The 24,568-nt window shown below is 71.9% G+C and carries 21 protein-coding genes and 1 pseudogene; 12 read left to right on the top strand and 10 right to left on the bottom strand.

Going from position 1 to position 24,568, the window contains the following annotated elements; all coding sequences use genetic code 11:
• The first annotated feature begins 518 nt into the window (after positions 1–518).
• Positions 519–731 carry a hypothetical protein gene (locus tag VGR37_18730; protein ID HEV2149443.1) on the top strand — a complete coding sequence of 71 codons (213 nt, stop codon included), beginning with the start codon at positions 519–521 and terminating at the stop codon, positions 729–731.
• Positions 732–875: 144 nt separating this feature from the next.
• Here the strand turns inward: VGR37_18730 and VGR37_18735 are convergent, their stop codons facing one another.
• Positions 876–1,445 (bottom strand): GNAT family N-acetyltransferase, encoded by a 570-nt coding sequence (locus VGR37_18735; protein ID HEV2149444.1) that lies wholly within the window; start codon positions 1,443–1,445, stop codon positions 876–878.
• A gap of 571 nt (positions 1,446–2,016) precedes the next feature.
• Between VGR37_18735 and VGR37_18740 the strand changes: the two genes are divergently transcribed.
• The 3 genes and pseudogenes from VGR37_18740 (at position 2,017) to VGR37_18750 (ending at position 4,615) form a co-directional block, all read left to right on the top strand.
• Positions 2,017–2,655, top strand: coding sequence for a hypothetical protein (locus VGR37_18740; protein ID HEV2149445.1), 639 nt, complete (start codon positions 2,017–2,019; stop codon positions 2,653–2,655).
• A 206-nt stretch (positions 2,656–2,861) separates the two neighbouring features.
• Positions 2,862–3,047 (top strand): annotated as a pseudogene (locus VGR37_18745) (FKBP-type peptidyl-prolyl cis-trans isomerase).
• A 335-nt stretch (positions 3,048–3,382) separates the two neighbouring features.
• The gene (locus tag VGR37_18750) at positions 3,383–4,615 is read left to right on the top strand and encodes a selenium-binding protein SBP56-related protein (GenBank protein ID HEV2149446.1); all 1,233 of its coding nucleotides are present in this window, start codon (positions 3,383–3,385) and stop codon (positions 4,613–4,615) included.
• 76 nt (positions 4,616–4,691) lie between these two features.
• On the opposite strand, the gene VGR37_18755 is transcribed toward VGR37_18750, so the two are convergent.
• From VGR37_18755 to VGR37_18795, 9 genes are all read right to left on the bottom strand, one after another.
• Positions 4,692–5,885, bottom strand: a complete 1,194-nt coding sequence (locus tag VGR37_18755) for an acyl-CoA dehydrogenase family protein (GenBank protein ID HEV2149447.1) — start codon at positions 5,883–5,885, stop codon at positions 4,692–4,694.
• Positions 5,886–5,912: 27 nt separating this feature from the next.
• Positions 5,913–6,611 carry an ABC transporter ATP-binding protein gene (locus VGR37_18760; GenBank protein ID HEV2149448.1) on the bottom strand — a complete coding sequence of 233 codons (699 nt, stop codon included), beginning with the start codon at positions 6,609–6,611 and terminating at the stop codon, positions 5,913–5,915.
• 1 nt (position 6,612) lies between these two features.
• Complete coding sequence (locus VGR37_18765; protein HEV2149449.1) at positions 6,613–7,374, bottom strand: ABC transporter ATP-binding protein; 762 nt, start codon at positions 7,372–7,374, stop codon at positions 6,613–6,615.
• On the bottom strand, positions 7,343–8,335 hold the full coding sequence (locus VGR37_18770) for a branched-chain amino acid ABC transporter permease (GenBank protein HEV2149450.1): 993 nt from the start codon (positions 8,333–8,335) through the stop codon (positions 7,343–7,345). The genes VGR37_18765 and VGR37_18770 overlap by 32 nt, the downstream gene beginning before the upstream one ends.
• Positions 8,336–9,196 (bottom strand): branched-chain amino acid ABC transporter permease, encoded by an 861-nt coding sequence (locus VGR37_18775; protein HEV2149451.1) that lies wholly within the window; start codon positions 9,194–9,196, stop codon positions 8,336–8,338.
• Positions 9,197–9,208: 12 nt separating this feature from the next.
• Complete coding sequence (locus VGR37_18780) at positions 9,209–10,414, bottom strand: ABC transporter substrate-binding protein (protein ID HEV2149452.1); 1,206 nt, start codon at positions 10,412–10,414, stop codon at positions 9,209–9,211.
• Between the two features lie 145 nt (positions 10,415–10,559).
• Positions 10,560–11,336, bottom strand: a complete 777-nt coding sequence (locus VGR37_18785) for an SDR family oxidoreductase (protein ID HEV2149453.1) — start codon at positions 11,334–11,336, stop codon at positions 10,560–10,562.
• A 40-nt stretch (positions 11,337–11,376) separates the two neighbouring features.
• Entirely contained in the window at positions 11,377–12,963 is a 1,587-nt protein-coding gene (locus tag VGR37_18790; protein HEV2149454.1) for a long-chain fatty acid--CoA ligase, read from the bottom strand.
• Between the two features lie 58 nt (positions 12,964–13,021).
• Positions 13,022–13,912: an alpha/beta hydrolase gene (locus tag VGR37_18795; protein ID HEV2149455.1), complete on the bottom strand. Its 891-nt coding sequence runs from the start codon at positions 13,910–13,912 to the stop codon at positions 13,022–13,024.
• Positions 13,913–14,142: 230 nt separating this feature from the next.
• On the opposite strand from VGR37_18795, the gene VGR37_18800 reads away from it, so the two are divergent.
• The 8 genes from VGR37_18800 to VGR37_18835 all read left to right on the top strand — a co-directional run.
• The gene (locus VGR37_18800; protein HEV2149456.1) at positions 14,143–15,348 is read left to right on the top strand and encodes an acyl-CoA dehydrogenase family protein; all 1,206 of its coding nucleotides are present in this window, start codon (positions 14,143–14,145) and stop codon (positions 15,346–15,348) included.
• Positions 15,349–15,364: 16 nt separating this feature from the next.
• The gene (locus tag VGR37_18805) at positions 15,365–16,462 is read left to right on the top strand and encodes a phosphotransferase family protein (protein HEV2149457.1); all 1,098 of its coding nucleotides are present in this window, start codon (positions 15,365–15,367) and stop codon (positions 16,460–16,462) included.
• A 77-nt stretch (positions 16,463–16,539) separates the two neighbouring features.
• Positions 16,540–17,145, top strand: a complete 606-nt coding sequence (locus tag VGR37_18810; GenBank protein HEV2149458.1) for a TetR/AcrR family transcriptional regulator — start codon at positions 16,540–16,542, stop codon at positions 17,143–17,145.
• A gap of 323 nt (positions 17,146–17,468) precedes the next feature.
• A complete protein-coding gene (locus VGR37_18815) occupies positions 17,469–20,228 on the top strand; it encodes a TonB-dependent receptor (protein ID HEV2149459.1) in 2,760 nt (919 codons plus the stop codon).
• 261 nt (positions 20,229–20,489) lie between these two features.
• Positions 20,490–21,557, top strand: a complete 1,068-nt coding sequence (locus VGR37_18820) for an alcohol dehydrogenase (GenBank protein HEV2149460.1) — start codon at positions 20,490–20,492, stop codon at positions 21,555–21,557.
• A gap of 10 nt (positions 21,558–21,567) precedes the next feature.
• On the top strand, positions 21,568–22,029 hold the full coding sequence (locus tag VGR37_18825; GenBank protein HEV2149461.1) for a thioesterase family protein: 462 nt from the start codon (positions 21,568–21,570) through the stop codon (positions 22,027–22,029).
• Positions 22,030–22,145: 116 nt separating this feature from the next.
• A complete protein-coding gene (locus VGR37_18830; protein ID HEV2149462.1) occupies positions 22,146–23,996 on the top strand; it encodes an ATP-dependent DNA helicase RecQ in 1,851 nt (616 codons plus the stop codon).
• A gap of 97 nt (positions 23,997–24,093) precedes the next feature.
• On the top strand, positions 24,094–24,568 hold a 475-nt coding region (locus VGR37_18835), incomplete at its 3' end, for a carbohydrate binding family 9 domain-containing protein (protein ID HEV2149463.1).

A 24,568-nucleotide genomic window follows, 5' to 3' on the forward strand; every position in this document is an offset into this window, starting at 1 on the left:
TGTGCTCACCGGCTTCGCACGCGGCGATCACCCGTTGCCGCAGATCCAGCGAGTAGGGACTCGGCATGAGCACCTCCTCATGATTCGGGAGCTGTTGCTGCTCCGCCTTGCATGCTCCGCACCCGCATTCAAATCGCTTTAACGGGAGCGCTGCAGGCGACATGCAGCCGGCGGCCACCGTAGCGATTGGTGCCTTGAGCGCCGGTCACACTCCGGGGTGAATTCACGTTCGGCTGCACGCACCTGAACTTGAGGGCGTTACACTAGGCGCGTGCCGTGCGGAGCAGTCCCAGGCTCCCGTGCGCAGATTCAAATCCCGGCGCAGATACAAGGCGCGGCTGCGTCAGCGTGCACTCTGCTCTGACGCAGCCGCACACCCGTCCGGGACGATGTGTCCTGTAGCAGTGCAGTCTCCTCCGCTTGACCTCGCACGTAGTTCCCGGCATTCTCTACCGCGAGTCGCGCACTTCGGCACTTCCGCCGTGCTGCGTGTTCCACGTTCTCACTGGAGGGAATCCATGAAGCACGCTCTTTCACAGGCCCTGACTTGGAGCTTCGGCGCCGGTGTCGCTGTTGCGATCACCTTCGGAGCCAACCAGGCGTTCGCTGCCCCGGTCCTCTCCGATGGAACCGGCGTCTGTAAGGACGACCTGTGCCGTACCTTCTGCCAGACGGTCGGTTTCGGCACCGGGTGGTGTGAGAGCGGCCAGTGCCGCTGCTATATCGACTGAACCCCTTGTCGCGTTCCGCAGCTTGGGCCACGCATGCGGCGGAGTGGGGCTGCGGCTCCGCTCCGCTTCAGAACGCAGCATCCGAGCTTTCGGCTGAACATCGCAGGTCCCGCGCGCCTAGCGAACGGCCGGAGTGGTCACAGGCTACCGCAGGTCCAGCCGCATCAGCACCCGCGGAAAACCGTTGAGGACCGACGATGTGTCGGCGGCCTTGCGAAATCCCGCCTTCTCGAAGAGCGCGCGCGTTCCGACGTACGCCATCGTGAGATCGACCTTTTCGCCCTGGTTGTCGACCGGGTAGCCCTCAATCGCCGGCGCGCCCCGGGAGCGCGCGAATTCGACAGCGCCCGCGAGTAGCGAATGTGAGATCCCTTTGCCGCGGTGTCCCGGCCGCACGCGGATGCACCACACCGACCACACGTCCAGGTCATCGACGTGTGGGATCGTGCGGTTGCGCGCGAAGGTCGTATCGGCGCGTCGTGCGACCGCCGCCCATCCGACAACCTCGTCACCGTCGTAGGCGAGCACACCGACCGGCCCGTGCTCCATGAGCTCGGCGACCTTCTCACCGCGGGCGGGCCCCCGTAGCGATACGTTCTCCTTTGACGGGATGCGGTAGCTCAGACACCAGCATACGTTCGCGTCTGCCCGCTTCGGTCCTACCATCGTCTTGATGTCGTCGAACACGTCCGCTGGTCGAACCTCGATCGCCATGCGCCAGGCTCCAGAGAAGAGGAGAAGGAACCACCGCTCCGCCGATTGTCACTGACCCGGAAGAGTTGCGGGACGCAAGCACGGAGTCAAGAATGCTCAGCAGCCAGGTGAGATACCTGTTTCGTCAGGCGCCGCACCCTGAGCCACACACCTTCGTACTTGTAAATCGGAATGCCTCTGCCCCGATTACATGTGGTCCTGGCCGCGGCGCTCTGGTGGAGCGGTTTGACAGCCGCTGGAGCACAGCACCTGTCGCGCCCGCCCGAGGCCACGTCCCTGCAGGTGACCGCCAGGGTAGATCCTGGCCTGCGGAGTGGAAATGCGTCCCCGTCGCATCCGGTAGTTCTCCAGCACGGGCCGGGCGACGACGGCCCGCCGCCTGACCAACGCCGCAGGCGACACCACCGCTGGTGCGGGCGTCGGTGTAATCCCCTCCTCCTCGCATCCTCTCTTTCTCCGGCGCGCCTCTCCCGCTTGCCTGTGCTGCCCGCACCCGCTATCCCTCCTCGGCTCGGGCTCCGCCGACGGGCGTATCCGCACAGTTCTGCCTCGGTTCAGGAGGGAAGAGTAGATGAGCGAACGATGGGTCCTGGAGCTGATCGGCTACGTCGCCTCCGCACTGGTGGCGCTCTCGCTCATGATGAGCTCCATCCTCCGGCTCCGGGTGATCAACCTCCTGGGGGCAGCCACCTTCGCGATCTACGGCTTCCTCATCGACGCATATCCGGTCGCGATCGTCAACCTCTTCATCGTCCTCATCAACGTCTACTACCTGCACGGCATGCTCCGGACGAAGGAGTTCTTCCGGCTCCTGGAGGTCCGGCCCGATTCCGAGTACCTGCACTACTTCCTCCACTTCTACGCGAAGGAGATCCGGCGTTTCGTACCGGAGTTCTCGTTCGCGGCGACCGGGCCGCAGTGGGTCGTCTTCGTTCTGCGGGACCTCGTGCCCGCCGGACTGTTGCTCGGAGAGCTGCGGGACGGGCACTCGCTGCAGGTCACCCTCGACTTCGTTATCCCTCAGTATCGGGACTTCAAGATCGGGCGCTACCTTTTCGTGGAGCAGGCGGAGTTCTTCCGTGCTCGCGGGATCACGGAGATCCTCACCGCGCCAGGGAGCAGGGAGCACACGGCTTACCTGCGCAGGATGGGCTTCGTACCCGCCGGTCCGGAGACGGAGGGCGGTCTGTTCCGGCTCTCCCTCGTGTGACCACCCTGGCGATGATCGGCATCGGCCCGCTCACTCTGCTCGTCGGTGCAGTCCTCGTCGTCACGACTCTCTGGCGTCCCGTTCGAGATTTCTTCGCCACCCTGTCGGGCAGCCGCGAAACGACCGGGCGGCACACCTTCCCGCGGGTACGTGCCCCCGGCAGCGAGCCGATGGAGGGGCGGCGATCCACCGCCCGGGCCGAACACGGCGACACGGTCCGGATCCACTACGTCGGCCGGCTGAGCGACGGGAGCGTGTTCGATACTTCAAGGGGAGAGGAGCCGCTGGAGTTCACGCTCGGGTCCGCCCAGGTGATACCGGGCCTGGACCGCGTGGTGGAGGGGATGGAGGTGGGCGAAACCAGGCATGCGGTCGTCCCGCCGACAGAGGCCTACGGCCCCAGGCTCGACGATCGGATGGCGGAGGTGGATCGCGCCAGGCTGCCTCCCGGACCGCTCGCGGTGGGCGACCTCATCGAGATCGTGGGGTCGCCCGTGATCGCCCGGATCGCCGCCATTCGGGAGGGCACCGTGCTGATGGACGTCAACCATCCCCTTGCGGGCGAAGACCTCGCGTTCGAAATAACACTGCTGGAGATCGTGGACGGCCGCGAGACCTGACGGGCCGTTCTCCTCGCGGGAAGGCCTGACGTGGCGTTTGCGGCCGATCCCCCGGCACGCCGCTCTGATGCGACGTGCCCCACGTTCCCTCTTCCGCGGAGGTTCCAATGCGCCTGTGCTGCGCAGTGCTGGCCCTCTCCCTGGCCGGGTGTGCGGCCGGACAGCCCCGGATCGATCCCGCTGGCACTTCAGCGGCGCCGGCCGCCCCCGCCCCCGCCCGCTACCTGTACGTGTGGGCCGGCGACCTGGACGGCGAGGACTCCGACTTCCTCGCCGTCTACGACATCCGTCCGGAGAGCCCCACGTACGGTCAACTGGTATCGACTGCTCCCGTGGGCGAGCATCACACGCATCCGCACCACCTGGAGTACGAGCTGCCACGCGAGGGCGAGCTGCTCTTCGCGAGCGGCTATCGCGCCGAGAAGATGTTCCTCGTGGACTTCAGCGACGCCGAGCGGCCGCGAGTGGTGCGGACGCTGCCGGCGGCCGAGGGATTCCGGTTCCCGCACGACGTGCTGCGGCTGCCGAGCGGGAACGTCCTCGTCTCCTACCTGGGAACCGACAACCCGCCGAGCGACGACGGCGGGATCGTGGAGTACGACCCGCGCGGCGAGGTCCTCCGCGCCGTGCACTCGGCGGACGCGGCGGCGCAGGGCCAGGTCCGCACCTACGCCATGGCGGCGCTGCCCACGCTCGACCGGCTCGTAAGCACCAGCGCGCCCATGCAGCAGGACTCGACGGCGCACGTGGTCCAGGTGTGGCGGCTCTCCACCCTGGAGCTCCTGCACACGATCCCCCTGCCGGATGGGCCCGCGCCTCACCTCAAGGAGCTTCCCTTCGAGCCCCGCGTCATGGCCGACGGCCGGACCGTTCTGCTGAACACGTTCGGCTGCGGCTTCTACCGGGTGACGGGGCTCGACACGCCGAAGCCGGAGGTGCACTACGTGAGCGCGATCGCGGACCGGTTCGCCGCCTGCGGCGTGCCGGTGGTGGTCGGCCGCTTCTGGGTGATGCCGATCGGGAAGCTGAGCCGCCTCGCCGCGTTCGACGTGCAGGACCCCGCCCACCCGGTGGAGGTCTCCCGGCTGGACGCCGACTCCGCCTTCCGCCCGCACTGGCTGGCCCGGGACCCGGGGAGCGACCGGCTGATCGTGGGCGGGGAGAACGGCGGAGAGGAGCGAATGCTGATGGCGCGCCTCGACCCGGCGACGGGGCGGCTCTCCTGGGACGAGACGCTGCGCTCGGCGGACGGCTCCCTGGGGATCTCGTTCCGGCGGGAGGAGTGGCCGCACGGGCGCACCGGGCCGGCGTTCGCGCACGCGGCGCTCTTCCGGCCGTGATCCACGTCTCCGGGCACGACTTCCGGCGGGCGCAGTGACGGCGCGGCCCTCGTCCGATCGGGCACGGCGCAGGCGACTAGACGAACGCGCTGTGCCCGGTGACCGCCCGCCCCACGATGAGCGCCGTCATCTCGTTGGTCCCCTCGTACGAGTAGATCGCCTCCGCGTCGGAGAAGAGGCGGGCGGCGCCGTACTCCAGCAGGATCCCGTTCCCGCCCATCAGGTCGCGCGCGAGCGCCACGGTCTCGCGGCACCGGGCCGCGCAGAACTGCTTGGCGAGCGCCGAGTGCTCGTCGCGCTGGACGTCCTGCTCCTGCATCCGCGACACCCGCAGCGCCATCCCGAGCATGGCCGTGACGTTGCCCAGCATGGTCACCAGCTTCATCTGGATGAGCTGGAAGGCGCCGATGGGGCGGCCGAACTGCTCCCGCTGCCGGGCGTAGGCCAGCGCGTGCTCGTAGGCGCCCATCGCGCAGCCCACGGCCTGCCACGCCACCCCGGCCCGCCCCGCGCGCAGGATGCGCGCGACGTCCGCGAAGGAGGCGACCCCCGGGAGCCGGTCGGCCTCGGGAACGCGGCAGCCGTCCAGGGTGATCAGCCCGCTCTGGACGGTGCGCTGCGAGACCTTCCCCTCGATCTTCTCGGCCACGTACCCGGGGCTCTCCGTGCGCACCAGGAACCCCCGGGTGGCGCCGTCCGCCTCGTCGCGCGCCCAGACCACCACCACGTCGGCGAAGGTGGCGTTCCCGATCCACTTCTTCCGGCCGTCCAGCACCCATTGCTCCCCCTCGCGCCGGCAGCGCGTGGTGAGCCCGCCCGCGGTGCCGGAGCCCACGTCCGGCTCGGTGAGCCCGAACGCCGCGATCCGCTCCCACCGCCGGAGCGGTGGGAGCCACTCCGCCTGCTGCTCCGGCGAGCCGTAGCGCGCGATGGCGCCCATCGCCAGGCCGGCGTGCACCCCGAAGAAGCTGGCCCAGCCGGGGTCCACCCGCGCCAGCTCCATGCTGACGAGCGCCTTCGCCACCAGCGAGGGCTCGGCGTCGCCGCGGTACCAGCCGGCGAGGAGGTCCAGCTCCCGGAACCGGCCGATCAGCTCGCGCGGGAACTCCGCGGCCTCCCAGCACCGGTTCACGCCGGGCGCCACCTCCTCGTCCATGAAGCGCCGGACCCGGAGGCGGACGTCGTTCTCCTCCTCGGTCAGCGTGGAGAAGTAGCCGTAGAAGTCGGCCTCGGCGGGGGGTGCCTCCCGCGGGCGAGCCGGGTTCGTCATCGGTGTGGGCGGGGTCCGGTGGGGGGGTCAGACTCCGAGGTAGGCGCGCCGCACCTCGGGGTTGTCCATGAGCTCCGCGCGAGGTCCGCTCACGCGGACCTCGCCGTTCTCGATCACGTAGCCGCGGTCCGCGATGCGCAGCGCCGCGTAGGCGTTCTGCTCGGCCAGCAGAACCGCGGTGCCGCGCCGGTTCAGCTCCCGGATCGCGTCCAGCACCTCCTGCACCACCAGCGGGGCGAGCCCCAGCGACGGCTCGTCCAGCAGCAGCAGGCGGGGCCGCGCCATGAGCGCGCGACCGATCACCACCATCTGCTGCTGTCCGCCGCTCAGCGAGCCGGCGGGGGCGTCCGCCTTCTCCCGCAGCACGGGGAAGAGGGCGTGGACCTCCTCCAGCGAGCGGCGCACCCCCTCGCGGTCGCGCCGGTGCGGGTAGCCGCCCAGCAGCAGGTTCTTGCGCACGGAAAGCCCGGGGAAGAGGTGCTTCCCCTCCGGCCCGTGCGCGATCCCGGCGCGCACGACCTCGTGCGCCGGCCGCCCGCCGATCTCCCGCCCCGCGAAGCGGATCGAGCCGGCGGACGGGCGCACCAGCCCGCTGATCGCGCGGAAGAGCGTGGACTTCCCCGCGCCGTTGGCTCCGAGCAGCACCACGACCTCGCCCGGCTGCACCGCCAGGCTCACGCCGCCGAGCGCCTGGAACTCGCCGAAGCGCACCCGGAGGCCGGTCACCTCAAGCAAGGCCGCCCCCCAGGTAGGCTTCGACCACCCGCGGGTCCGCCTGGATCTCCGCCGGGGTGCCCTCCGCGATCTTCTGCCCGTGGTGGAGCACCACGATCCGGTCGGCCAGCGCCATCACCATGCGCATCTTGTGCTCGACCAGGCAGACGGTCAGCCCGTGCGCGACCATCCTGCGGATCAGCTCGGCCAGGCCGTCGGTCTCACCGGGGTTGACCCCGGCCGCCGGCTCGTCGAGCAGCACCAGCCGCGGCTCCGTGGCCAGCGCCAGCGCGATCGCCACCCGCTTCTGCGCCTCCTGGGGCAGGCTCCCCACCGGCCGGTCCGCGAAGTGGTCCGCCCCCACGAAGGCGAGCGCCTCCATGGCCCGGTCGCGGCACGCCCGCTCCTCGCGCCGCGCGCGGGCGGTGCGCAGCAGCGCGTCCCACAGGTGCGTGCGCGTGCGCAGCCGGTAGCCCATCAGCACGTTCTCCAGCACGCTCGCCGTGGCGAAGAGGCGCGTGCTCTGGAAGGTGCGCGCGAGCCCCGCCCGCGCCATCCGGTGCGGCGGCCACCCGGTGACGTCCTGCTCCCCGAGCAGGATCCGCCCGGTGGTGGGCCGGCGGAAGCCGTTCAGCAGGTTGAAGAGCGTGGACTTCCCCGCGCCGTTGGGCCCGATCACGGCCGTCACCGCGCCCGGCGCGACGGCGAGGTCCACCGAGTCCACGGCGCGGAGCCCGCCGAAGTCAATGCCCAGGTTCTGCGTGCGGAGCAGCATGCGCGGGGTCGCGGTGGGCGGGGTCCGGGCGCGTGACGGACGAGCGCGCGAGCCCGACCAGCCCCTGGGGGAAGAAGATGACCGAGAGGACGAGCAGCGGCCCCAGCACCACGAACTGGTACTCCTCCAGGGCGAGCAGCCCCTGGGTGAGCGTGATGAGCAGCAGCGTGCCGACCAGCGGGCCCGCCAGCGACGCGACGCCGCCGATCAGCAGGTAGAGCAGCATGTTGAAGGTCATGGCGAGCCCGCTCACGCTCGGGCCCAGGTACCCCAGGAACGGGGCGTACAGCGCGCCGGCCAGCCCGGCGAACGACGCCGAGATCGTGAACGAGAGCCGCATCGCGCGGCCCACGTTGATCCCGATGGCCTGCGCCAGCTGCTCGTCGTTGCGGATCGCCATGAAGGTGCGCCCCACCAGGGAGCGCGCCAGGTTCCGGACGGCGGCGATCGTGAGCAGCAGGAAGGCAAGGTACAGGTAGTACTGCGCGAAGAGCGAGTCGAAGGCGAGCGGCCCGAGCGGCGTAGGCGGCGGGACGCCGATCATCCCGTCGGTCCCGCCCGTCACGCCCTCCCAGTGGTCGATGACCAGCGTGATCATGACGCCGACGGCGAGCGTGAAGATGGCGAAGTAGTCGCCGCGCGTGCGCAGAGCGACCATCCCGACCCCGAAGCCGAGCACCGCGGCGAGCGCGACCGCCGCCGGCAGCGCGACCCAGAAGGAGAGCCCGTACGTGGTGGTGAGGATCCCGGCGGCGTAGGCGCCGATCCCGAAGAAGCCGGCGTGCGCCAGCGAGAGCTGGCCCGTGTAGCCCACCAGCACGTTCAGCCCGTAAACGGCGATCGCCAGGATGAAGGCCGAGACGACGACGCTGAGGAAGTACGCGTTGTCGACCAGCAGCGGAAAGGCGAGCGCCGCTCCGAGCGCGAGCACGAGCCACCCCCGCTCGGCGAGCCGCCCCACCTACGTCCCCTTCGCGAAGAGGCCGGTCGGGCGGACCGCCAGCACCGCCACGAGCACCGCGAAGCCGATCAGCTCGGCGAACGCGGAGGACAGGTACGTGCCCCCGAACACCTCCGCGGCGGCGAGCAGGTACGCGCCCACGATTGCGCCGGGGATGCTCCCCATCCCGCCCAGGATGATGATGACGAACGCCTTGAGGTTCACAACCTCGCCCATGGTCGGGTAGATCAGGTTGAGCGGCGCCACCAGCGAGGCCGCGACCGCCGCCAGCCCGGCCGAGACGGCGAAGGTCAGCATCGCGATCCGGCGCGTGTCGATCCCCACGAGCAACGCGCCCTCGCGGTCCTGCGCCACCGCCTCGATGGCGGCGCCGGTCGCGGTGCGCTTGAGGAAGAGGTAGAGGCCGGCCATGACGGCCACGGCCGCCGCGATCACCACCAGGCGCTGGGCCGCGACCGCGAGCCCGAAGATCTCCACCACGCCCTCCGCGGGCGCGGGGAGCCGCCGGAAGTCGGCTCCCCACAGGAGCTGTGCGCCGGCCTGCAGGAAGAGGAGCACGCCCAGCGCGGCGATCATGGAGTGCAGGTGCGGCGCGTGGCGCAGCGGGTGGAACACGAGGCGCTCCAGGACCGCGCCCAGCAGCGCCAGCACGAGCACCGACGCACCGACCGCGGCGACGTAGGAGAGGCCATGCGCCGTGGCGAAGAAGAAGGTGGCGTACGCGCCGACCATGTACAGCGCGCCGTGCGCGAAGTTGGGAATCCGGAGGACGCCGTACACCAGCGTCAGCCCCAGCGCCACCAGGCCGTAGATGCTGCCCAGCGCGACGCTGTTGACGAGCTGCTGGAGGAAGAGCGTCATCTCCCGGCCCGGCTACCGGTTCGCGGCGGGGCGGGGCTGCACGGGCGGCACCGCGATCTCGGCGTACCTGCCGTCCCGGACCATGGCGGCAACCACCTCGCCGAGCATGTGCCCCTGCTCGGTGACCCCCTCGATCGGGTACGGCCGGCGCTCGGCGGGGATGCGCGCGGCGCCCTCCGCCAGGTGCGCGCGAATGGCTTCGGGGTCCGTGGCCGTGCCGGCCGCCGCCATGGCCTGGGCGACCACGTGCATGGCGTGGTAGTTCAGCGCCGACTCCGAGGTCGGCGTCTGGTCCGCGCCGAACTTCTGCCGGTAGCGCTCCACGAAGTCGGTCGCGCCCGGCGTGGTGTACGCCTCCAGCGGATAGATCCCGACGGCGCCCTCGAGCTGCTCCGGGGGGACGATGTCGTCCATCTCCTCGAACTTGGCCTGGTCCATCACGATGAATCCGCCGCGGAAGCCCTGCTGGCGCGCCGCGCGGACCACCAGGGCGGTGGGCTGCGACGGGCCGCCGACCAGGAGCACGTCCGGCCGCTCGGCCAGCGCGCGCGTGACCGCCCCCGAGAAGTCCGTGGTGGTGTTGTAGTCGACGCTGTGGTCCCCCAGCACCTGGCCGCCCTGACGCCGCCACTCCGCGGCGACCATGTCGCGCCAGGCGCGGCCGTAGGAGGTGGTCGTCGGGAGCAGCCCCAGCCGCTTCCCGAAGCGCTGCATCGTCGCCCGCACGAAGGGCTCGGCGTAGGTGTCGTAGCGCGGCGGGATCATCAGGGTGAGCGGGTTGCCCGCTTCCAGGACGCGCGGGTCGCTGCTGTAGGCACCCACCAGGAAGCGCGGCTCGCGCGTGTTCATCCCCTGCACGGCCAGGACGCCGCCCACGTGCGGCACGAAGACCACCGGCGTCCGCGACTGCTGCAGGAGCCGCCGCGTGTTGATGGCCGTCTCGTTGGGGAGGTAGCGGTCGTCCAGGCTCGCCAGGCGGAAGGTCACCCGCCGGTCGCCGACCGCAATGCCGCCCGCCTCGTTGATCTCGTCCACGGCCATGGTCAGGCCGTTGAGCACGTTGCGGCCGTAGAAGGCGGCGCCCCCGCTGAGCGGCCCGCTGAAGCCGATTTGGACCACCTCGGCTCCCCCGGGGTCGGGCCGGTCGGTGGCGCAGCCCGCGAGGGCGCCGGCCGCGGCGAGGAGGATCAGGGGCAGCATGCAGCGGATCGATCTCATCGTCTCCTGCCTCCGGTCGGGGAGGATCGGAAGGGAGCGGCTCCGCCCGCGGGAGGACGCCGCGCAGAGCGCCCACCGTACAGCCGAACGGTGTTCGGGGGCAAGGTAGTGAGCGGCGCGCGCTGCACGCAAGGCGGATCGCTCCTCACCAGACGGTCTGCCCGCCGTCCACCAGGATCGTCTGGCCGGTCATGTAGGCGGAGGCCCGCGAGGCGAGGAAGAGCACGGCGCCCTGGATGTCCTCCGGCTCGCCGTAGCGCCCCAGCGGGATGGTGGAGAGGAGCAGCTCGCCGGCCTTTTCCAGGACCCCGCGCGACATCCGGGTCGGGAACCACCCGGGGGCGATGCAGTTGACGCGGATCCCGTGGTGGGCCCAGCTCCCGGCGAGGTCGCGGGTGAGCGAGACCACGGCGCCCTTGCTGGCCGCGTACCCGGACGCCTGCAGCGCGCCGGGACGGCCGCCCTTGAAGGCGGCCACGGAGGAGACGTTGACGATGGAGCCGCCCCCGCCCCGCGCGATCATGGTGCGGGCCACGGCCTGCGCCATCAGGAAGACGCCGCGGACGTTGACCTGCATCACCTGGTCGAACTTCTCCAGCGGCATCTCCTCGGGCGGGGCGCCCCAGGTGGCGCCGCTGTTGTTCACCAGCACGTCGATCCCGCCGAAGGCGTCGCGGGCGGCGGAGACCACGCGCTCCACGTCGTCGGGGTCGGCGACGTCGCAGGCCAGGGGGAGCGCGCGGCCGCCGCCGCTCTCGATCCGGCCGGCGACCTCCTCGCACGCCTCCCGCTTGCGTGAGCACAGGACGACGTTCGCGCCGGCCTGCGCCAGCCCGAGCGCCATGTGCTCGCCCAGCCCCCTCCCCCCGCCGGTCACGAGGGCGGTCCTGCCGTCCAGCCGGAACAGCTCCAGTACGCTCATGTCGGTTGCCTCTCCGAGGAAGGGGTGCCCGCTCCGCGGCTCAGCCGAGCGGCCGGGCCGCGGAGGCGTCGTGCCGCAGCTCGCGCTTGAGGATCTTCCCCGTGGCCGTCATCGGCAGCTCCTCCCGGAACTCCACGGTGCGCGGGTACTTGTAGTCCGCCATCCGCTCCCGGCACCAGGCGATCAGCTCCGCCTCGGTGAGCTGGGCGCCCGGCTGGCGGATCACGTACGCCATGATCTCCTCGCCCGACCTCTCGTCCGGCACCCCCACCACCGCCGCGAGCGAGACCGCGGGGTGCTCCAGCAGCTTCTCCTCGATCTCGCGCGGGTAGACGTTGAAGCCGCCGCGGATGATCATGTCCTTGAGCCGGTCCACGATGAAGAGGTAGCCGTCCTCGTCGCGCACGGCGACGTCGCCGGTGTGGAACCAGCCGCCGCGGAGCGCCTCCGCGGTGGCCTCGGGCCTCCGGTAGTAGCCCTTCATCACGTTGTGGCCGCGGATGACGATCTCCCCCGGCTGCCCGGCCGGGACCTCGTTCCCGTCCAGGTCCACCACGCGCACCTCGCACCCGAAGACCGGGACGCCGATGGAGCCCACCTTGCGCGGCAGGTCCACGTGGTTGAAGGTGGCCGCGGGCGCGGTCTCGGAGAGGCCGTACCCTTCCAGCACCTTGACGTTGAAGGTGGCCTCGAAGGCCTTCAGCACCTCCACCGGCATCGCCGCGCCCCCGGAGGTGCACACCTTCAGGTTCTCGGCGATGGGGGCGGCGTCCACCCCGTGCTGCCGGGCGTGCTGGAGGAGCGCCCAGTACATGGTGGGGACGCCGGCGAAGAGGGTCACCTTCTCCTTCGCGAACAGCTCCAGCACCGGGCCCGGCTCGAAGCGCGGCACCAGCACCAGCGTGCTGCCGCCCAGCACCCCCGCGTTCATCTGGCACGTCTGGCCGAAGGAGTGGAAGAGCGGGAGGGCGACCAGGGCCACCTGCACGGCGGCGGGGTCCAGCTCGGGGAGGGCGATGTCGCGCGAGACCACCGCGTTGACCAGCATGTTGCTGTGGGTCAGCTCGGCCCCCTTGGGGCGGCCGGTGGTGCCGGAGGTGTAGAGGATCACCGCCGTGTCGTCGGGATCGCGGTCCGCCGTCTCGAACGCGGGGGGCCGGCCGTGCATCAGCATCCCCAGCGTGCGGACGCCCTCGATGGGCGACGGCGCCGCGGGGTCGGCGGTGATCAGGACGAAGTGCTCGCACCCCCCCGCCTCCCGGAACCCCTCGTGCCCCATGCGCCCCATGGGGAGCTCCGCCGTCCCCTCGAAGCAGAAGTACGCCTTCGCCTCCGAGTCCTGCAGGTGGTAGGCGATCTCCGGCCCCTTGAGCAGCACGTTGAGCGGCACCACCGCAGCCCCGGCCTTGAGGATCCCGTAGTAGACCACCGGGAAGTACGGGAGGTTGGGGCAGGAGAGCGCCACGTGGTCGCCGGGCTCGACTCCCAGCGAGCGCAGTCCGTGGGCGACCTGGCAGGCCATGGCGTCCAGCTTCGCGTAGGGGATGCGCGTGGAGCCCATCACGAGGGCCTCCCGGCCGGGGTACTTCCGGGCCGTGCTGTCCAGGAGCGTGGCGAGGTTCAGCATGGTTCCTCCGTTTTGGGTGGGGACGGCCAGTGAGGCCCGGGTGCCGGCACGCGCCGGGTCAGGCGGCGGTCCGGTGGCGGTCGGCGAACTCCGCGATCTCCCGGATCGCCCGCCGGCTCTCGGGCACCCAGTCCACGTACCCGTGCCACACGTGCCACATCCCCGGCCAGACGCGGAGCGTGACCTCCACGCCCGCGTTCCGCGCGCGCTCCGCGAGGCGGGTGGCGTCGCTCAGCAGGATCTCGTGGCCGCCCACCTGCACCAGGAGCGGCGGGAGGCCGGCGAGGTCGGCGTAGAGCGGCGACACCAGCGGGTGGTCGGGCGGATGGCCGCCGTGGTAGAGCGCGGCGCTCCTCCCCACCGTCTCCGGCCGGAGGACGACGTCGTGCCGCGCCCGCGTGCGGAGCGTCTCGCCGGTGGCGGCCAGGTCCGTCCACGGCGAGATGCACACCGCCGCCGCAGTGAGCGGGTCGCCCGCGTCGCGCAGGGCGAGGAGGGTGGCGAGCGCCAGCCCGCCCCCGGCCGAGTCGCCCATGAGGGTGACGTGCCCGGGCGGGACCCCGGAGCCCAGCAGGAAGCGGTAGACGGCGACGGCGTCCTCCAGGGCGGCGGGGAAGGGGTGCTCGGGGGCCAGCCTGTACTCGGGGAGCAGGGCGCGGGCGCGGCAGGCGCGGGCGACGTGCGCCACCATCCCCCGGTGCGAGTTGCACGACCCCAGGGTGTAGGCTCCGCCGTGCAGGAACAGCACCACCCGGCCCGGGTCATGGCGGTACGGGAGGATCCACTCGCAGGGGACGCCGGACACCACCACGCGCTCCAGCATGGTCCCGCGGGGGAGCGAGACCAGGCTCCCGTTCCGGTCGAGCACGCGGCGGCGCTCCTCCAGCGAGAGGCCGGGGGAGGCGAAGGACACGCGCCGCCGGATGCGGCGGCGGACGAGCAGGCTCATCAGGCTCGGCATCGGATCGGCACCTCCTCCGGCGGAGCGGCCACGGCGGTCGCCGCGGGCCGAACGGCGTTCGTCCGCAGGTTACGCGACAGGTCGGCGGCGCGCAAGGAACGCGCGCCCGGTCCGAGCAGGGTTGCGTCCGCGGGGGGCGGCGTGTATTGGTACCGAACGACGTTCGGCCACGCGCTCCCCGCGCGGAGCCCCGGCCCGCCCCCGCCATGGAGCCGACGATGCCCGTCGCGAACCGCTCCCTCGAAACCGTCCTGCAGCAGATCCGCGCCTTCGTCCGCGACGAGCTCCACCCGCTGGAGGCCGAGCTCCACGCGCGCTCGTTCCGCGAGCTCCTCCCCCTCCTGCGGGAGAAGCGCGGGCGCGTGAAGGAGCTGGGCCTCTGGGCGCCCTTCCTCCCCATGGAGCAGGGCGGCCTGGGGCTGTCGCTGACCGAGTACGCCCGGGTGAGCGAGGCGCTCGGCCACTCCCCGCTGGGGCACTACACGTTCAACTGCCAGGCCCCGGACGTGGGGAACATGGAGCTGCTGATGCACCACGGCAGCGCCGAGCAGAAGGAGCGCTGGCTCCGCCCGCTCGCGGCCGGGGAGATCCGGAGCTGCTTCTCCATGACCGAGCCGGAGCACGCCGGCTCCAACCCGGTGCACCTCTCCACGACGGCGGTCCGCGAGGGCGACGAGTACGTGGTCACCGGCCACAAGTGGTTCACCTCGTCCGCGGACGGCGCCGCGTTCGCCATCGTCATGGCGGTCACCAACCCGGAGGCGAAGCGCCCGCACGAGCGCGCCAGCCAGATCATCGTCCCCACGGACACGCCGGGCTTCCGCCTGGTCCGCAACATCCCCGTCATGGGCGAGGCCGGCGAGGACTACTTCAGCCACGCGGAGGTGCGGTACGAGGGGTGCCGGGTCCCGGTGGAGAACCGCATCGGCCCGGAGGGGGCCGGGTTCCGGCTTGCGCAGGAGCGGCTCGGCCCCGGCCGCATCCACCACTGCATGCGCTGGATCGGGATCGCGGAGCGGGCCTTCGACCTGATGTGCCGCCGCGCGGCCGGGCGCGAGCTGTCGCCCGGGGTGCCGCTGGGGTCGAAGCAGGCGGTGCAGTTCTGGATCGCGGAGAGCCGCGCGGAGATCCACGCGTCGCGCCTGATGGTGCTCGACGCGGCGGAGCGGATCGACCGGGAGGGCGCGGGCGCGGCGCGGGTGGACATCTCGCTCATCAAGTTCTACGTGGCCGGGGTGCTGCAGCGCGTCCTGGACCGCGCCATCCAGACCCACGGCGCGCTGGGGATCACCGACGACACCCCGCTGGCGGCCATGGCGCGCCACGAGCGGGCCGCCCGCATCTACGACGGTCCGGACGAGGTGCACAAGTCCGTGGTGGCGCGCGAGATCCTGAAGTCGTACGGCGTCACCGTGACGATCTAGACCACCGGAGGCCGCGATGCCCCACCCGGAAACGACCGCCACCATCCCGGTGCGCGAGGGCGAGGACTTCGACCGCGAGCGGCTGCTCGCCTACCTGCGGGAGCACCTCCCGGAGATCCCGGCCGGCCCGCTCGAGGTCCGGCAGTTCCCGACGGGCGCCTCCAACCTCACCTATCTCCTGCGGGTGGGCGAATGGGAGGGCGTGCTGCGCCGCCCTCCGCTCGGGCCGGTGCCGCCCAGGGCCCACGACATGGAGCGCGAGGGCGAGCTCCTCCGCCGGCTGCACCGGGTCTATCCCCTGGCGCCGCGGCCGTTCCTGGTCTGCACGGACCCGGAGGTGCTGGGCTCGGCCTTTTCCGTCATGGAGCACCGGCGGGGCGTGGTGGTCGACGCGCGCCTCCCGGAGGGGGTCGCCCCCACCGCGGAGACGGGCCGGGCGGTGGCCGACGCGGTGGTCGGCACCCTGGTGGAGCTCCACCGCGTGGACTACCGGGCGGCGGGGCTGGAGGATCTCGGGCGCCCCGAGGGCTTCCTGGAGCGGCAGGTGGAGGGGTGGACCGGGCGCTACCAGAAGGCCCGCACGGACGAGGTTCCCGGGGCGGACGCGCTGATGGCCTGGCTGCGCGGGAGCGTCCCCGCGAGCCCGGCCGCCACCGTCATCCACAACGACTTCAAGCTGAACAACCTGCTCTTCGACCCGGAGTCGCTGGAAGTCACGGCGGTGCTCGACTGGGAGATGGCCGCCATCGGCGACCCGCTCCTGGACCTCGCCGTGTTCCTGAGCTACTGGGTGGATCCGCGGGACCCCCCGGCGCTCCGGGCCATGCTGCCCAGCGTCACCACGCTCCCCGGCTTTCCCGGGCGCGACGAGGTCCAGGCGGCGTACGCCCGGCGGAGCGGCCGCGACCTGTCGGAGCTCCCCTGGTACCTGACCTTCGCGTACTTCAAGCTGGCGGTGATCCTGCAGCAGATCTACGCGCGCTGGGTGCGGGGGCAGACGCGGGACGAGCGCTTCGCCGCGTTCGGGGGCGCGGTGCGCACGCTGATCGCCCATGCCCACGGCCGCGTTCCCGGCTCCGGCCAGGAGAGGGGACCGGACCGGGAGGTCCGTTGACACGCCCGCGGCGCGGCGGTCATACTGCGACCGCCCGGCTCGCGGGCTCCACGCCGCACCCTCGCCGCCCACCGACGATGCCCTGGACCGACACCGGCCTGCGCGCCGCGACGCTCGACACCACGCGCACCCTGCTGGTGCGCGACGGCTACGAGAACCTTTCCATGCGCAAGATCGCGCGGGCGGTCGGCTGCAGCGTGAGCAGCATCTACCTGTACTTCGCCAACAAGGACCAGCTGGTGCACGCCCTGATCGACGAGGGCTTCCAGCGCTGGTACGACGTGGTGGCCGAGGCGGCCGGGGCACCGGGGACGCCCCCCGAGCGGCTGGAGCTGCACTGCCGCAAGTACGTGCAGTTCGGGCTGGAGAACCCGGAGTACTACGAGATCATGTACCTGCTCCACCCGAACAAGATGGAGCGCATCCCGAAGGAGATGTTCCGGCGGGCGGCGCGGTCCATGGACATCCTGGCGCAGCTCGTCCACGAGTGCGCGCCGGACGCCTTCCGGAGCGCCGAGGAGGCCCGCATCCACGCGCACGTGGTCTGGGCGATCCTTCACGGCGTGGTCTCCACCCTCCTCGCCGCCCGCGTGGACACCCGCATCGACCGGTCCGCGTACATCGACTCCTCCATCCGCTTCGCGGTGGACGCCGTCCGCCGCCTGGAGCCCGCCGTGGCCTGACCCTCCCCACCGTGTCCGCCCCGCCGGCCCGGTGTGGGGAGGACGACGACGGGTCCGGTCAGGAGATCCTTGACTTTCGCCGGGGGCCCGTACAAACTGCAACCGAACGGTGTTCGCCTGTGTCGCCCCCGACCCGCCCAGGAGAGACCGCCGGATGTCCACCCTCCTCCGCCTCCGGGCCCAGGCCCCTCCGTAACGGCTCCGCCCCCTACGGCCGCGCTCGCCCGCGGCCGTGCGCGTTTCCGGTACCGGGCTCCTCCGGGAGGCCCGCGCTCGTTCCGCCGCCGACCGTGCTTCCACATCCCTCCGCTCCGAGGTGCCGAATGCAACAACGTCGTCGTTGGACTGTGCCGTTCCTCCTCCTGCTGGGCCTCGCCGCCGCGCCGCCGCTCGCCACGCAGGCAGGCGCCGTCGCCGGCCGCGTCACCGACGCCGCCTCCCAGGCCCCCGTGGCCGGGGCGACGGTGACCGCCTCCACCGGCGGCGCCGCCGTCGGGGACGCGGTCACCGGCCAGGACGGCCGCTACCGGATCGCCAACCTTGCCCCGGGGACGTACGCGCTCACGATCACGCAGTCCGGCTACGAGCCCCGCCGGGGCACGGTCCGGGTGGGCGCCGGCGCGACCGCCACCTTCGACGCCTCCCTGACCGTGCGGGAGACGGCGCTGGACGCCATCGTGGTCACCGCCTCCCGCCGCGCGGAGCGGGCCCAGGAGGCCCCCGCCTCGGTGGCGGTGGTGAGCGCCAAGGCCGTCGAGGAGCGTCCCGTCGTGAGCGCCTCCGACCACCTCCGGGCCACCCCGGGGGTGGACATCGCCCAGAACGGGATCTTCAACAACAACGTGGTGGTGCGCGGCTTCAACGCGGCCTTCTCCAGCTCGCTCGCCCTGCTGACCGACTACCGGATCGCCTCGGTCCCCGGGCTGCAGGTGAACCGGGTGGGGAGCATCTCGCTCGTCAACGAGGACCTGTCGCGGATCGAGGTGGTGCTGGGGCCGGGCGCGGCGCTCTACGGACCCAACACCGCCAACGGCATCGTCCACCTGATCACTAAGTCGCCGCTGGACGACCCGGGCACCTCGCTCTCCGTCTCGGCCGGGGAGCGCGATGCCTTCATGGGCACCTTCCGCACCGCCCAGCGGATCACCGAGAACCTTGGCTTCAAGGTCTCGGGGAGCTACCTGCGCGCCGACGAGTGGCTCTTCGTGGACACGGCGGAGGTACGGCTGCAGGGCGAGGCCCGCGCGAGGCTGGAGCAGTTCCGCACGGCGCAGCGGGGGCGCGGCCTGGGCGAGGCGCAGATCCAGGACAGCATCGCCCGCGACCCGTCGCTCTTCGCCCTCACCCGGGTGGGGGTCCGGAAGGACGACGCGCGCCGCTACGGGTTCGACGGGCGCGTGGACTGGCGCCCCCGCCCCGGCCTCTCCGCCGTGCTGCAGGCCGGGCAGTCCAGCAACAGCAGCGTGGACCTCACCGGGATCAGCGCCTCCGTGCAGGATGACTTCTCGGTCTCCTACGTCCAGGGGCGGGTGAGCTGGAACCGGCTCTTCGCCCAGGTCTACCGCGAGCACAACGACGCCGGGGGGACCTACACGGCGCGCACCGGCGCCTCCGTGTTCGACGAGTCCAAGCTCTGGGTGGGCCAGGTCCAGCACGGCTTCGGGCTGGCGGCCGACCGCCAGCAGTTCACCTACGGCCTGGACCTGCTGTACACCCTCCCGGAGTCGCGCGGGACGGTGTACGGCCGGAACGAGGACGACGACGAGGTCACCCAGGTGGGCGCCTACCTGCAGTCCGAGACCCGGATCCTCCCCACCCTGAACCTGGTCCTGGCGGGGCGGGTGGACCACCACTCCGTGCTGGACGACCAGATCTTCTCGCCGCGGGCGGGGCTGGTCTTCACGCCCCGGGAGGGGCAGAGCTTCCGGGCCACCTACAACCGGGCGTTCCAGGCCCCGACGGCGATCAACCTCTTCCTGGACCGGCTGAGCAGCCGCTCCGGGCCGTACGCGGTGCAGGCGATCGCGCCGGGGGCGCAGGGCTTTAACTTCCACCTTCCGAACGGACAGCTCGCCATCCGCTCGCCCTTCAACTCGGCGGCCAACGGCGGCGGGAGCACGCGGATCGCGTACGACCCGGCCGTGGTCTCGCGCCTGGCCATCAACTTCCTGGTGGCCACGGGGCAGATCACCCCGGCCGAGGCCGGGAGGCTGTTCGCCGCCAACCCGAACTTCACCGTGATCGGCCGCAACCCGCAGACGGGGAAGGCCGGTGCCTTCGACCCGAGCACGGTGCAGGACCTCCCGGGGATCGAGCCGGAGCTCTCCGAGGTCTTCGAGGTGGGGTACCGGGGGCTCTTCGCCAACCGGCTCCTCGTCACGGCGGACCTGTGGCGGCTGGAGCGCGAGAACTTCATCTCGCAGCTCTTCGCCCCCGCGCCGCTCCTGATGGTGAGCGGGACGCAGGTCGCGCAGTTCCTGGCGGCCAACGGGATCGCGCCCGAGCGGGCCGCGGCCCTCGCCGGGGTGGTGGCGCGCACCCCCATCGGGGTGGTGTCCGCGGCGGAGAACGACATCCTCACCGACGGCATCCCCATCCTGATCAGCTACAAGAACTACGCGAACGTGGACCTCACGGGGATGGACCTGAGCGCGCAGTACCTCATGGGGCGCTGGAGGGTGGCCGGGAACGCCTCCTTCGTGAGCGACAACTACTTCAGCTTCGGGCCGGACGAGCAGCCCATCGCGCTCAACGCGCCCAAGCGGAAGGGGGCGCTCGCCCTCGGCTACGACGACGACGCCAGGGGGATCAACGGCGAGATCCGCGGCCGCTACGTCGGCGGCTTCCCGGTGTACTCGGGGGTCTACATCGGCAACTCCTGCGTGGAGCCGCAGCAGGGGCTCGGGGACTGCGTCGAGGCGGCCACCCTGGTCGACCTCGTGCTCGGGTACCGCGTCCCCGGCATCCGGGGGACCACGCTGCAGCTCAGCGTGACCAACCTCTTCGACGAGAAGTACCAGAGCTTCGTGGGCGTGCCGGCGATCGGGCGGCTGGCTCTGCTCCGGCTCCGGTACGACTTCTGACCGCCGAATCCGGCGGTGTCGCGAGGGGTCGGCGGGGGGAGGCTCCTCCGGCGGTGCGTAAACTCGCCCGGCCGGTTGGGTGGCCGGGGTGACTGCGCGGGCTCACACAGACGCACCGCCTGCTGAGCCTCCCCCCACCTCCCGGGCACCATCTCCGATTGGGCCGGCCGGGGGCCGGCGGTCCCCGGGCACGGGCAGGAGCCACCGTCGGCCTCCTGCCCGTCCGTGCCTTTCCCCCTGCGCCAGGAATGAACACCGGCCATGCGGAGCCTGCAGCTGATCGAGTTCGGGGAGCCCCTGGAGTGGCGGGAGGCCCCCACCCCGGAGCCGCGGGGGGGCGAGGTGCTCCTCCGGACGCTGGCGACCGGGGTGTGCCACTCCGACCTGCACCTCTGGGAGGGCTACTACGGGGAGGACGGCCGGGGGCGCGTCTACGTGAAGGACCGCGGCGTGCGGCTCCCGCTCACGCTCGGCCACGAGATCGTGGGCCGGGTGGTGGCGGCCGGACCCGCCGCGGAGGGGGCGGCGGAGGGCGACGTCCGGCTCGTATACCCCTGGATCGGCTGCGGCGAGTGCCGGCACTGCCGCGCGGAGAGCCCGCAGATGTGCGCGGCCCCGCGCTCGCTGGGGATCTTCTCCCAGGGCGGCTACAGCGACCACGTGCTGGTGCCCGACGCCCGCTTCCTGGTGGAGATCGGGGACCTCCCGCCCGCGGAGGCGTGCTCCTACGCCTGCGCGGGGCTGACCGCGTTCAGCGCCCTGCGCAAGACGCTCCCGCTGGACCCCGACGAGGAGCTGGTGATCGTCGGGGCGGGGGGGCTGGGGCTGATGGCGGCGCGCCTGGTGGGATCGATGACCTCCGCCGCCGTGACCTTCGTGGACGTGGACGAGCGCAAGCTGGAGGCGGCGCGCCGCTTCGGGGACTTCGCCACCCTCGATTCGCGCCGGGTGGACGCGCGGGAGGAGCTGCTGCGCCGCACCGGGAGCCGCGGGGTGGCCGCCGTGGTCGACTTCGTCGGGTCGTCGGAGACGGCGGCGCTGGGACAGGGCGTCCTGGCGAAGAACGGGACGCTGGTGATCGTGGGGCTCTTCGGCGGGGAGCTCGCGGTCCCCACGCACTTCTTCCCCCTCCGGAACGCCACCATCCGCGGCTCGTACACGGGGAGTCTCCAGGAGCTGAGGGCGCTCCTAGAGATGGTGCGGGAGCAGGCGCTGCCGCCCCTGCCGGTGGCCTGCCACCCCATGGAGGAGGTCCCACGGCTCCTGCAGGAGATGCGGGAGGGCCGCGTGCTGGGGCGCGCGGTGGTCACCCCCGCCCCCCACACCTGACCCCGCGCACATGCCCAGACAGGACCCCCATTCCCGCGGCGACTACGCGCACTTCCTCACCGTCCCCACGCGGTGGATGGACAACGACGCGTACGGGCACGTGAACAACGTGGTCTACTACTCGTACTTCGACACGGTGGTGAACCGCTACCTGATCGACGCGGGGGTCCTCGAGCTCGGCCGGAGCCCCGTCGTCGGGCTGGTGGTGGAGACCGGGTGCCAGTTCTTCCGGCCCGTCGCCTTCCCGGACACCCTGCAGGCGGGGCTGCGCGTGGCGCACGTGGGGACCAGCAGCGTCCGCTACGAGGTCGGAATCTTCCGCGAGGGCGAGGAGACCGCCGCCGCGCAGGGGCACTTCGTCCACGTGTACGTGGAGCGCGGATCGAACGCGCCCACCCCGGTTCCCGAGCCCATGCGCGCGGCTCTGGAGCGGATCCGCGTCCCCGCGGAAACGGACCCCGTTCCGGGGTAGACCAAAGAGAAACCGAAACCACCCAGCGGGGTACAATCTGACGTCCATCGTGCCCGGGCGCATGCACTTACGCGAGCCCGGGCCCGTGCCTTCTCCGGACGTCAGGTGGTACCCCCATGGCTCGATCTTCTGCGCTCGGAAAGAGCGACACCGCTCCCCCGCGCTCGCCGCGCTCCCGGCCCTCTCCGCTCCCGCTGGAGGAGGAGGTGCCCGCCTGGACGGAGGGCGGCCTGCTGCTGCCGGAGCAGCCCACGGTGGAGCACGCGCGCCGCGTCCTGCGGCGCTACTGGGGACACGGCGACTTCCGCCCGGGCCAGCGCGAGGTCATCGCCTCCGTGCTGGAGCGCCGGGACGTCCTGGCCGTGCTCCCGACGGGGGCCGGGAAGAGCGTCATCTACCAGGCGAGCGCCATGCTCCTCCCCGGGGTGACGCTGGTGGTGTCTCCGCTCATCTCGCTCATGCAGGACCAGATCGAGAGCCTCAAGGCGAAGGGCGTCCCGGCGGAGTTCATCAACTCCACGCTCACGCCGCGCCAGGCGGAGAAGCGCCTCCTCATGGCGGAGGACGGCGAGGTCAAGCTCCTCTACGTGGCCCCTGAGCGCTTCGACAGCCCCACCTTCTGCGAGCGGATCCGGCGGGTGGACGTGAGCCTCTTCGCGATCGACGAGGCGCACTGCCTTTCCGTCTGGGGCCACGACTTCCGCCCCGCCTACATGCGCCTGGGGCACCAGCGGACCCTGCTGGGCCACCCCCCCGTCCTGGCGGTGACCGCGACGGCCACCCCCCAGGTCCGCGAGGACATCGTGCGGGGGCTGGAGCTGGACGATCCCGCCCTGCACCTCTTCCCCTTCGACCGGCCCAACCTGGCCTGGCGCGTCGTGCGGGTGGAGACGGAGGACGAGAAGGCGGAGGCGCTGGTGCGCGAGCTCCGGGGCGTGCCCGGGAGCGCCATCGTCTACGCGTCCACGCAGAAGACGGTCGACCAGGTGGCCGACCTGCTGAACGAGCGGGGGCTCCCGGCCATCGCGTACCACGCGGGGAAGGGGACCCGGGAGCGGGCCGCGCTGCAGGAGCGCTTCATGAGCTCCGAGGCCCGCGTCGTGGTGGCGACCAACGCCTTCGGGATGGGGATCGACAAGAGCGACGTCCGCAAGGTGGTCCACTACAACTTCCCGAGCACCATCGAGAGCTACTACCAGGAGGGGGGACGCGCGGGGCGCGACGGGCGCCCGGCGGAGTGCGTCATGCTGTACTCCCCCAAGGACGCGAGCACGCACGAGTTCCTCCTCGCGCTGACGCACCCCACCCGGTCGTGGTACGTCGCCGTGTACCACGCGCTCCGTGAGAACGTGGAGGCGGACGGCACGCTCGCCATCACCCAGGCCGAGCTGGCCCGCCGCATGGAGTGGCCGGTCGCCAACCCGCTGAGCCACTGCCTGCGGGTGCTCCACCGGGCGGGGATCGTGCATCACACCACCCGCAGGACGGCGGCCTTCTTCATCGTGGTCCGCAAGGGCCCGGAGCAGATCCGCGACATCCTGCAGGGCGACCGGCGGCTCGACGACCTCCACGTCCTGCGCGAGCTCTGGAAGATGGGCGGGGGGAAGCGCCTGTACCGGGGGAGCTGGGTCCGGGCGCGCGACCTGGCGAGCATCCAGGGCGAGATCAAGACCGTACGCAGGTCGCTCAAGCGGCTCCAGGAGGAGGGGATCCTCACCTGGGAGGAGGAGGAAGCGGGCACCCGCCTCCTCCAGCCGAAGCTGGACCCGGCCCGCCTTCCGCTCCCGTACGACGAGCTGGAGCAGCGCCGCGTGCGCGAGATGGCGAGGCTCGCGCGCATCATGGCCTACGCCGAGACCGGCCGGTGCCGCCGCGGCGACCTGCTCCGCTACTTCGGGGATTCGCAGGCCACGGACCGGTGCAGCGCCTGCGACAACTGCCGCGGGCGGGGGGCGAGGGCGGCCTGAGGGCGGCCGGGGGACGTCTCCGGGGGGACTCCCTGTGGACGGGGTTTCACGTTATCTTCGGCTCCCGTCTCGCCTTACAGGATACTCGGCCCCCTCGATGAACGTATATTCGCTCGCACTCCTCGCCACCGCGCTCCATGCCGCACCCCACCCGAATCCGACCGACGGCGGCGAGTACCGCGGGGCGGAGCGGCAGCTCGCGGTGCAGCTCCCTCGCGTGGCGGAGGCGGCGGTGCGCATCGACGGCAGCCTGGACGAGGAGGTCTGGTCGCGCGCGGCGCTGCTGACCGGCTTCACGCAGACCGAGCCGGTGGAGGGCGCCCCGGCCTCGGAGCGCACCGAGGTGCGCGTCTTCTACACGCCCCAGGCCCTCTACGTCGGCGTGCACGCCTTCGCGAAGGACCCCTCGCGCATCCGCTCGTCGCTGGCCGAACGCGACAGGATCCTGCGCGACGACCACGTGCAGATCCTCCTCGACACGTTCCTGGACCGGCGCCGGGCGTTCGCGTTCTACGTCAACCCGCTGGGGATCCAGCAGGACGGGATCCTGAACGAGGGGTCCGCGCGGCGCC

This window comes from Longimicrobiaceae bacterium (genome assembly GCA_035936415.1).
In the GTDB taxonomy this organism is placed as follows: domain Bacteria; phylum Gemmatimonadota; class Gemmatimonadetes; order Longimicrobiales; family Longimicrobiaceae; genus JAFAYN01.